9 protein-coding genes are annotated in these 10,657 nt (G+C 46.4%); 1 reads left to right on the top strand and 8 read right to left on the bottom strand.

All coding sequences use genetic code 11. The annotated features are described in order from the left end of the window. The 8 genes from VFW36_RS10205 to VFW36_RS10240 form a co-directional block, all read right to left on the bottom strand. The coding region (locus tag VFW36_RS10205; protein ID WP_329658707.1) for an aminopeptidase P N-terminal domain-containing protein at positions 1-1,109 on the bottom strand (1,109 nt) is incomplete at its 3' end. An 84-nt stretch (positions 1,110-1,193) separates the two neighbouring features. Continuing rightward, a complete protein-coding gene (locus VFW36_RS10210) occupies positions 1,194-1,688 on the bottom strand; it encodes a chemotaxis protein CheW (protein ID WP_329658708.1) in 495 nt (164 codons plus the stop codon). 2 nt (positions 1,689-1,690) lie between these two features. Beyond that, positions 1,691-4,192, bottom strand: coding sequence for a hybrid sensor histidine kinase/response regulator (locus tag VFW36_RS10215; RefSeq protein WP_329658709.1), 2,502 nt, complete (start codon positions 4,190-4,192; stop codon positions 1,691-1,693). Positions 4,193-4,202: 10 nt separating this feature from the next. After that, entirely contained in the window at positions 4,203-5,147 is a 945-nt protein-coding gene (locus VFW36_RS10220) for a chemotaxis protein (protein ID WP_329658710.1), read from the bottom strand. Then, positions 5,144-5,887, bottom strand: a complete 744-nt coding sequence (locus VFW36_RS10225) for a UDP-2,3-diacylglucosamine hydrolase (RefSeq protein ID WP_329658711.1) — start codon at positions 5,885-5,887, stop codon at positions 5,144-5,146. The genes VFW36_RS10220 and VFW36_RS10225 overlap by 4 nt, the downstream gene beginning before the upstream one ends. Then, the gene (gene argC, locus VFW36_RS10230) at positions 5,877-6,890 is read right to left on the bottom strand and encodes an N-acetyl-gamma-glutamyl-phosphate reductase (protein ID WP_329658712.1); all 1,014 of its coding nucleotides are present in this window, start codon (positions 6,888-6,890) and stop codon (positions 5,877-5,879) included. Before argC ends, VFW36_RS10225 begins: the two co-directional genes overlap by 11 nt. Continuing rightward, positions 6,877-7,374, bottom strand: a complete 498-nt coding sequence (greA, locus tag VFW36_RS10235; RefSeq protein ID WP_329658713.1) for a transcription elongation factor GreA — start codon at positions 7,372-7,374, stop codon at positions 6,877-6,879. The genes argC and greA overlap by 14 nt, the downstream gene beginning before the upstream one ends. A 49-nt stretch (positions 7,375-7,423) precedes the next feature. Then, positions 7,424-9,181: a GGDEF domain-containing protein gene (locus VFW36_RS10240; protein ID WP_329658714.1), complete on the bottom strand. Its 1,758-nt coding sequence runs from the start codon at positions 9,179-9,181 to the stop codon at positions 7,424-7,426. A 164-nt stretch (positions 9,182-9,345) separates the two neighbouring features. Between VFW36_RS10240 and VFW36_RS10245 the strand changes: the two genes are divergently transcribed. Beyond that, on the top strand, positions 9,346-10,656 hold the full coding sequence (locus tag VFW36_RS10245) for a bifunctional diguanylate cyclase/phosphodiesterase (RefSeq protein WP_329658715.1): 1,311 nt from the start codon (positions 9,346-9,348) through the stop codon (positions 10,654-10,656). Position 10,657 lies beyond the last annotated feature (1 nt).

The following is a 10,657-nucleotide window of genomic DNA, read 5'->3' on the forward strand; positions in this document are numbered from 1 at the left end:
GCTAACGACTCGCCCTCTTCGTCCACATACGGGCATGGATCATGAACATCCAGCCCCATCCAGTGTCCTATCCCGTGCGGAGCGTATTTTTTGTGTTCTTTCGCTTCTATCAATGTGCTTCGTTCACCGTTCAAAACTCCCAGTTTGATCAAAGCGTCACATAACAGCTCTTCACTGTACGTTTGGAGCCAATCGCGTTTCACCCCTGGCTTGATCGCTTCAATCACACGGAGCTGAACATCTAGGACGGCATTGTAAACTTCCCGCTGGGGATCGCTGAATTTTCCGTTAATGGGAAAGGTGCGGGTAATATCGCTCGCATAAAGTTCCCATTCGCACGCGGCATCGATCAGTACCAACTCTCCATCCGTGAGTTCGTCAGTGTTATCGACGTAATGGAGGGTATTGGCATTGTTCCCCCCTGCGACGATAGCACCGTAGGCTTCACTCATGGCACCGTTGTTTAAAAAAACATAGTTCATTTGAGCTTGAAGCTGATACTCTCTCATTCCTGCACGGCACATTTGCATTGCACTATGGTGAGCTTCGGCGGTAATAGCGATCGCTTTTTTAATCGTCTCGATCTCTTCAGGTGATTTTATCAGCCGTAGAGTGCGGATAAGATAAGTGACGTCACGAATGGAGCGGATATGGCGTTTAACGCCACGTGTCGAGTGGAGTGATTGTGCGGCAGCTTTCGCTTCGATAAGTCTCACTGAATCGTTGTAGAGATCGATATAGAGGTTGATATGTTCTCGCAAAAGCTCTTTGATCATTTCGACGTATACTGCGATGTCGTGCACTTCATCGACGCTAAAGCGTTCCCGTGCCCCATCAACCCCCAAACGTGCGCCGTTCCAAAGAGCGTGCTCGGCATTATGAGCTTCGACAAAAAGGATTGTTTTTGAGGCATTGGGAGTTTTGATCAAAACCAATACCGAGTTATCTTCATTAAATCCGCATAAATAGTAAAAATCGCTGTTTTGTCGGTAAGGATATTCGGTGTCGTTAGAGCGGCTTTGGGTAGGTGCGGAGGTGATAATCGCCACACCCTCCTCCATCATAGTGAGGAGTTTAGCGCGGCGGTTTAAAAAGTGTATTTCATTCATGGCGATATTGTGCCATATTTTACTCGTCATTGCGGACTCGATCCGCAATCTTAGATCCTGAATCAAGTTCAGGATGACAAAAGATTAGAAATTTCTCTCTAAAAGTTTTCCAACTTTGAGGATCGTAATGATGCGGTCAGCTTGTTTTCCGACTCCATCAATCATACTCTCTTCTTCGTTGATGGTATCCGGTGCCGGACCGACATCCCGTTTAGGTAAACGTATTGCTTCGGTGAGACGGTCGATTACGAACCCCGCGACATCATCGTTATTTTTCATCACGATAAAACGGGTCTCTTCCGTATGTTTTTGGGTTTCGAGCCCAAAACGGGAACGTAAATCGATCAACGGGATAACCGAACCGCGCAGATTAAATACCCCTAAAATATAATTAGGGGTCTGCGGAACACGCGTCCAAGAGATCGGTTTAATAATCTCTTGAATACTTAAAATGGGTACCGAGAACTCTTCATCACCGACGATGAAGCCGACCAATTGGATCACTTCATCGATTTTAACATCTTCTCCGGAGAGGGTTTTGTGCTGTTTATTGATAATTTGTTGAAGTTTTTCGCTCATGATTATAGCCCCTCGTTAAACTTGATATTGCGTTTTACGACACTCATCAGATACTCCGGAGAGTACGGTTTCGTGATGTATTCGACCATTCCCGACTCGACGCCTCGCATACGGTCTGCTTTACCGGTACGTGACGTAACGGCAATCAGTGGGAGATTTTTATACTTGTTGTATTTTTTAATCTCTGCCGCCAACGTGTATCCGTCCATTCTCGGCATCTCAATATCAACTAGCATACCGTCGAAATTGTGGTCACCTTGTTTTAAGAGGTTCAATGCTTCGACACCGTCATTCGCTTCGATAAGGGTAATTCCCATCGGTTCTAACGATTTACGCATAATGGTACGGTCGGTTTTGGAGTCATCAACGATCATGACGCAGTAATCACTCGCTGAGTTTTTAACTCCGATGCGCCCTTTTGCTTCGGCACTCTCTTGTCCGACAGTCGATTTGACCGATTTTGCCATCTGCATCAATGCCGCAACGTCAACGATCAATGTTACGCCGCCATCACCGCGAATGGTTGCCCCTGCAATCCCTTCAATCCCTTTGAGGTATTCGCCGAGGGATTTAATAACGATCTCTTCTTGTCCGACGAGTGAGTCGACGATGAGACCGATTTTGCTCTCCGCAAGACCGAGAACGACGACATACGCGTGTTCGCTGTTGTCAAATACACGTTCGACTTCGAAAATATCGCCGATGTGTACCAAAGAGAGAACTTCATCACGAAGACGCATAACGGAGCGGCTCTCAACGGTATAAATCTCATCTTTGCTGATACGAACCGTCTCAAGAACCGATGCGAGAGGGATCGCATAATACTCTTCCTGAACTCCGACCAACAACGCTTGGATAATCGCCAAGGTAAGCGGAATTTTGAGTTTCATCGACGTACCCTTGCCCACTTCGGAGTCAATGTCGATCATACCGTTAAGCTTTTCGATGTTGGTTTTTACCACGTCCATACCAACACCGCGTCCTGAAACGCTGGTCACTTGCGCGGCGGTTGAGAAGCCCGGACGGAAAATGAGACCGAATGCCTCTTTTTCCGTCATGCTGTCCGCTTCTTTTTCAGTGATAATCCCTTTTTCAATCGATTTTAGCTTGAGCATTTCCGCATCAAGACCTTTACCGTCATCGATGATTTGAATAACGATATGGTTCCCTTCGTGGTATGCTTTGAGCTGAATCGTTCCGCTCTCTTCTTTACCGCTGGCAAGACGAACATCCGGCGTTTCAACCCCGTGGTCACATGAGTTGCGGATAATATGAACGAGCGGATCGCCGATCTCTTCGACAATCGATTTATCGAGTTCCGTCTCTTCACCCGTAATCTCAAGCTCGATTTTTTTGTTCAACTCACGTGAAAGGTCACGGATCATACGAGGGAATTTGTTAAACACTTTTCCGATCGGCAACATACGGGTTTTCATAACAGCGATTTGCAAGTCGGTCGTTACCAATGATACAATCGATACGACTTGGTTAAGCTCTTCTAGGAACGCTTCCCCTTCGTAACGCTCTTCAACGTCGTCATTGATTTTGATCAGACGGTTTTTGCCCAAAACGAGCTCTCCGATGAGATTCATCAAATGGTCTAACCGTTTAACATCGACACGAATGGTTTGCTCTACCGCAGCTCCGCCGCGGCTCTCCGCATCCTCTTTCGGTTCAACTTTACGTGGAGCCGGAGCCGCTTTGGGAGCGACAGGTGCGGCTGCCGGTGCTGCCGCTACAGGGGCAGGAGTAGGTACCGGTGCCGGCGCAGGTTCCGGTTTTTTCGCTTCCGGTTCAGACGCTTTATTCGAGCGTTTAGCGGCATCTTCGGCTTGACGCACTGCGATCAGACGTTCAATCTCCGCTTCAACTTCCTCTTCACTCATTCCTGAATAATCGGGTTCTTCTTCAACGGCGCTTGCGCTCGGAGCATGAGCCGCACGCTTCGCGGCATCTTCGGCTTGGCGAACAGCAATAAGACGTTCAATCTCCGCTTCGACTTCCTCTTCGCTCATCCCTGAATAATCAGGCTCTTCTTCAACCGCTGCAACAGGAGCAACCGGTTCAGGTGCACTCGCAGGTGCGGCAGCCGCAGGAGGAACCGTTTCGCCCAATGATGTTCCGTTGGCAACCGCATCCAAACGGAGAACACACGGTTCTACTTCCAATCCGCCATCTTCACCGCTGTCTCGGATACGGACTAATAACGCTTTCATCAAATCGATCGATTCTAAGATGACGTCCATCACATCCGCATCAATCACCAAATCACCGTGACGTGCCATATTGAGCAAGTTTTCCATATGGTGGGTCAAGTGGGTCAAGACATCAAAATTTAAAAAAGAACTAGCACCCTTAATCGTATGGGCTACCCGAAAGATACGATTTAATAAATCCAGATCATCAGGTCGTGATTCCAACTCGACAAGGTCTTGGTCAAGCTGTTCAATCAGCTCGAACGATTCAACCAAAAAGTCCTGTAATATCTCTTGAAATTCATCCATTGTCTAACCCCTATTCAACGTGAGCACGTACAACACGCGCTACTTCGTCGTAAAATAAATTTGAATCAAATTTGACTAAATATGCTTCTCCGCCCGCCTCTTTTCCGCGTAATTCACTGAAGTAATCACTGATGGAAGAGTTGAAGACAATCGGAATCATTTTAAATCGCGGATCTGCTTTTACATTGGCGGCAAAATGGAATCCGTCCATCAACGGCATCTCAATATCCGATGCGATAAGACGCAATTTCGATGAGATGTTTTCACCGAATTTGGCATACATATCTTCAAGGATTTTAAGTCCGTTTTGACCGTCGGTCGCTTCAATAACGTCAAAGCCCATTTGTTCCAGCGCTTCTTTAATAATACGACGTGCGGTAGAGCTGTCATCAAGGAGCAAAACATATCCGCTGAAGTTGTATTTGCCGTCTTCGAGTTTTCCGCTAGCCGGTTGATAAAGACCGAGTTCCTGAACGACGCTCTCCAAATCGAGGATCAACAACACCGCATCGTCTTCGATACGGGTTACCCCTGTGATTTTTGAGCTGTCCATCCCGCCATCACCCGAGATAAAGGATGCAGGCTCAATATCTTTCCAATTGATCCGACGGATGCGTTTGGCTTCATGTACGACAAAACCGATCAAGATGTTGTTGAATTCGGTAATAATAACCCGTGATTCTTTATCAACACCCTCAGGAGCATCGACTCCCATCCACTTTGCCAAATTGACAACGGGGATAACCACGCCGCGCAGATCAAAGATACCTTCGATGAACGGAGGGGTTCCCGGCAATTCGGTTAATTTCGGAAACCGGATGATTTCACGTACTTTGGCAACGTTAATACCGTATATCCCTTCGTACACTTCCCCGTTTTCACGTTTAAATATACGAAAATCGACGAGTTCCATCTCGTTACTGCCGACTTTTAAAATGTCTCCTTGTCCCTTCATAGGGGCTCCTTACGAAAAACTGCCTCGTAAACTAACGGCTTATTCTGCATTGATTGTACAGTAAAGTATCTTTCATTGCAAGCAAAAGCACCGACATTGATATAATGAAATCGGGGGAAATCAAAGGCGCAATTTTGATGAAAATGCCCTTCGATCAAAATGTCGATCGAATCGAGGGACAACCTGTTCAACCGTTTCTCAATAAGCGATTCAAAATGCTCTATCGTCCGACAGTGCGATTTTCGTTTCATCTGCCGTTCAAGCCACGAAACGATGAACCCGCCACCGATCGTATCGATCGCCCTGAGGATTCCCAATACCAAAGGGCTGCGGATAAGTGCCGTGTAGATTTCGTACCCCATCCCCATAGCACTATCACCGTGCGAAAGGGCTACTTTTTTTCCCTCATACTCTAAAACAAGAGGCTGCTGCTGACGAGTGAAAACGTGTATGTTCGGAAATACCTTCTCCAGCAGAAAATCGTGATTTCCTTCTAAATAGATGATTTCCAGTTTAGATGAGAGTCGATTGATCAGTTCGATCCCCTCGGTGTTGTAGCGATAAGTTCGTGTTATCGGACCATACAGCATATCGAACACATCTCCCATCAATATGAGCTGGGGAGTTACGATCTCTCCGGAATCAAGAGCATGAAGAAACTCGAGGAAATGGGTGCGCCACGGAGCGCAATGGGCATCCGCGATCAAAATCGCACCGCTTTTGAGGGTTTTAGGGGACATAGGAAATACGCGGAATGCCGAGAGCCTCGTCCAATCCCATCATGATGTTGGCATTGACCAATGCCTGTGAACTCGCACCGCGCATGAGGTTGTCAATCGCGCACATCGCAACGAGTGCATTGCCGTGACGAGTGGCATACACATCGGCAAAGTTCGTCCCAGATGTCATTTTGGTATGGGGCGGTGCGGTGCGGACACGAACGAACGATTTGTTTTCATAAAAAGAGTGCATAGTTGCCAACGGATCACAATCACTTTTGAGCGTTGCATAGACACATGCTAACATCCCGCGTGTCATAGGGACAAGGGATGGGACGAATGTCACGTTGACACTCTCGTTGCACAAACTGCTCGCATGTTGTTCGATCTCGGTGGCATGACGATGCTTGATGATATTGTAGCAATTGATGTTATCGTTAACGCTCACATAATGCACCGTTGCGCTCGGAGATTTACCCGCACCCGATACCCCTGTTTTCGAATCGATAAAAATAGGGCTTGAGAGATCGATATAGTCCAAAAACGGTGCCAATGCCATCAAAGAAGCGGTGACATGGCATCCCGGATTAGCGATCAGGCGGGCACCTTTTGCCGCATTGCCGTGAAGCTCGGGGATCGAGTAGATCGCGTGAGAGAGATTGGATAAATCTTCGTGCTCACAATACGCCACTTCGTAGTTTTCAGCTGATAGACGATAATCGGCGGAGAGATCGACGACTTTGATTCCCCGTTCCAACAACCCTTTGGCGGTCTGCATCGCAGTTTTATGAGGAAGTGCCAAAAAGATGAGTTCACACAGCTGTGCCGCTCGATCCAAATCCACTTTATCGACGCTCAGATCAACGACACCGACCAGCGAGGGGTGCAGTTCTGCCACGGTGGTGTCACCCTCCGTGTTAGCACAATAGGCAAGATTGAATGTCGGATGGGAAATGAGCATTTTGACAAGCTCCAGCCCCGTATAGCCGCTGACACCGATAATACCGACGTTAATGCGATTCAAACACGATCTCCTGATATTTGACTTCGATGACTTCGAAGTTTTTGGTTCCGCCCGGGAGTTTTGCATTGAGTTCATCCCCCTCTTGTCGCCCTAGGAGCTGTTTTGCCAACGGTGAGTTAAACGAGATGAGACCGCGATCGGGATTGCTCTCACATCCTCCGACGATGGTGTAGGTGACTTCCGTATCGGTGTCAAGATCGCATAGCACTACAGTAGAACCGAAGCTGACACGGGCATGTTCGAGTTCGCTCGGGTCAACGATCTGCGCTCGTGAGATTACGTCTCCGAGTTCGGCGATACGAGAGCCGATAAATGCCTGTTTTTCGCGCGCCGCATGGTATTCGGAGTTTTCTTTTAGATCTCCGTACTCTTTGGCACGGTCGATTTCGACATTGACCGCCGGCAAATCGATATTTTTGAGGGTGTTCAGCTCATCGCTTAGACGCTGAAACCCGTATTTAGTCATGGGCTCTTTTTGTTCCACTGTTCGCTCCGCAGATATAATAATGAGACATTATACCAAAGCTAACGTCTCAATTTCCGATGATGCTCATATGATTAGGCGATTTTTTAGCCGTTTTCTTCTCCATCGCAAAAGTACGCTGAAGATACTCAGCCGTTTGAATCGCTGAATTGCTTCCTATTTTGACAACGACCGAGCTGACTCCGAGGAGTTTAAACTCCCGCACGTTGCCGTCTCGATCTTCGGCGACGATGCACCCGCGTTCCCGATCGGAGGATTCATAAAATGCTCTCACCTCATCACCGAACACCGCAATCAATTTCTCAATCTCGCCGCATACTTTTTCAAACGAGTGGTTCTCATCCAAAACTGCCCCGACAAAAAAATCATCTCCTCCGATATGCCCTTTGAAGTAGTCGGTAGAGAGAACTTTGTGCATCAGTTCGGCAAACAGCAAAATCACCCGATCACCGTTACGAAATCCGTAATAATCGTTGTAGGGTTTGAAATGGTCAAAGTCGAAATAGACCAATACGGCATCCGCACCGCACTCGATCGCATTGGCGATGTATTCGTTGATCCTGAAATTTCCCGGTAAACGGGTGAGCGGGTTTTCATCCCGTGCTCGGATCAGATTACGTTCATGTACGACCTCGATCATCTCCCGCGCACTGAGGTATCCGATATAGCGGGAGGATTCGACGATTAAAACCCCCGGAGCATTTTGCGAAAGGGAAAAAAGTTCGATCATCGTCTCGAGCGGCATGGTCAGATCCACTACGGGGATCGGTTCGATATAGGTCTCGATCGCAGAGAGGTTTGAAGAGCGATTTTGGGTCAATGAACGCCCATAGGGAGAACAGGCGATCGCTTTGAGCTGATGTTCATGGATGATCCCGACCGGTTGCATCGCTGCATCCACAACGGGGACGAGAAACATCTCTTTGTTTTCATTCAACAAATCGAGCAGTGTCTCCATCGAATCACCCAGCATAATCGCTTTGAGCGGTTCGAGCCGTTTGAGGACTATTTTTTGGTTGCTGATAGAACGCTTATCCTCTTTTGAACGTGTTGTATCGGTTAGATATTTTTCAACAATCTGCCCGCAATCCAGTGTCGGACGCTGAACAAAATATCCCTGCACCATATGACACCCGATCTCTCTGCATACGGCAAGTTCGGCCTCTGTCTCCACCCCCTCCGCAATAACGCGGCATCCCATCAACGTGGAGAGCTGTACCATATTTCGGGCAAGGAGCTTTTTTTTCGGATCTTTATCGATGCCGCTCAAGAAAAAACGGTCGATCTTGATGATGTTCGGCGTGCAATGATAGAGAAGTTTGTACCCCGATTGCCCGATCCCGAAATCATCAATCGCGATACAAAACCCCTCATCAGTATAGTGATGCATCAATTTCGTAAAGTGATCGATGTTGAGAATTTCATTGTGCTCCGAGAGTTCAAAAACAATCGCTTTGGAATCGAGTTTATACCGATTGAGCAGCCGAGTGGTATTCCCTTTTGAGAAATCGGTCATCTCCAAAAGGCGGTTATCGAGATTGTAAAAAAGTTTGAGCCGTTCATGCCCCTCTATCGTGCAGAACTTCTCAATCACTTTTTCACGCAGACGGAGATCAAAGGTATAGAGGATATTCTCTTCGTACAACCGATCAAAAAATTCGGCAATACTCTCAAAACCGAGGGTATCCGTCCCTCGCAACAACGCTTCAACACCAAAAAGTGTTCCGGTGTGAATATCGACTATGGGCTGAAATGCCACATCCAGCACGTCAAGGTAGTGAAAATAAAGGGGGTGTAGAGGTTCCATGAAAGAGAGTATAAAACGCTCACGTCACGAAAAGGTTACAACGATTGGTTAAATTTTACGGCACTTTTTATGACCGATACGTGACGGAGTGTATGCTATTATCTCACATAATTGCCATTCCATTCCAAAACCCTAATCTTTCAATCACCGATAAAGTATGCTATATGACTAAACAACTCTCTAAAACAAATCCCCTTTACAATAAAATTACAGGGTTACCGAATCGTATTTTGTTTGATGAGCGGATAAAGTTAATGCTCGCACGTGCACGAAGATCGGGAATTCAATTTGCCGTTTTATCTCTCAGCATCAATGAATATGAACACTACCTCCAATCGTTTGGGGAAGAGATCGCACATAAAGTACTTCACACATCTGCTCAACATCTCGCCAAAAACCTTCGTGACGAGGATACCCTTAGTCACTGGAGAGCGGGAGAATTTACTATTATAATCAGCGATTTAAGCCAACTCGATGATATTTCATCCATAATCCAAAAACTTCATTCCCCCTTTCAGCTCCCATTTGCTATAGACGCGCATTTTTTATCCATTACATTATCCATCGGAGTCGCATTTTTTCCCTTTCACGGGAACGACACACATACATTGCTAGAGAATGCTTCCAAAGCTCTTGAAACTGCACAAGAGAGTAAAGAAAATATATATTGCCGCTATCACACGAATACCGATCAGCCCTTATTAAAACGCTCCACCTTGCATGACGATCTGATTAATGCTATTCTCAACAAAGAGCTTCATCTTCATTATCAGCCGCAAATCAACCTCTCAGACGGTTCTTTAGTCGCTATGGAAGCATTCATACGCTGGTATCATCCGACAAAAGGGCTGATTTTAGCAGATCAGTTCATCCCTCTCGCACTAGACAATGGGTTAGCCAGCGCTATCGGAACATGGGTGATTCGTGAAGCATGTCGGCAAATAGCCCAATGGAACGCTATCTTCAAAAAATCGATTCGAATTGCCGTTAATATCTCACTTCAACAATTTACTCAATCCGATTTATTCACAATCATTGATACGGCGACAAAAGAGTACGATATTTGCCCGAAATATTTGGAAATAGAACTAACCGAGTCCATCCTTGCCAGTGAGTCAAAAGAGATCAAAAGAACTTTAAATAATCTACAAGGATTAGGAACTCAATTATCGGTCGATGACGTTAAAACGGGCTATACAAGCTTATGGTATTTAAAGCAGTATCGTATCAACAAACTCAAAATTGACCAAAGCTATGTTATCAATATGCTCAATGATATAGAAGATGCTGCACGGGTTTATACTATTATACGGATTGCTAAAAGTCTTAGACTCAAAAGTATCGCCAAAGGGGTAGAGCATCATCAAATCCTTGAATTGCTCTCGCAACACGGATGTGCTGAAGCACAAGGGAATCTTTTGGCTCACCCTATGTCAGCTTATCGTGCTACCTTTTATATCCATTCAAAGATTTAAT

Source organism: Sulfuricurvum sp. (genome assembly GCF_036279695.1).
In the GTDB taxonomy this organism is placed as follows: Bacteria; Campylobacterota; Campylobacteria; order Campylobacterales; family Sulfurimonadaceae; genus Sulfuricurvum.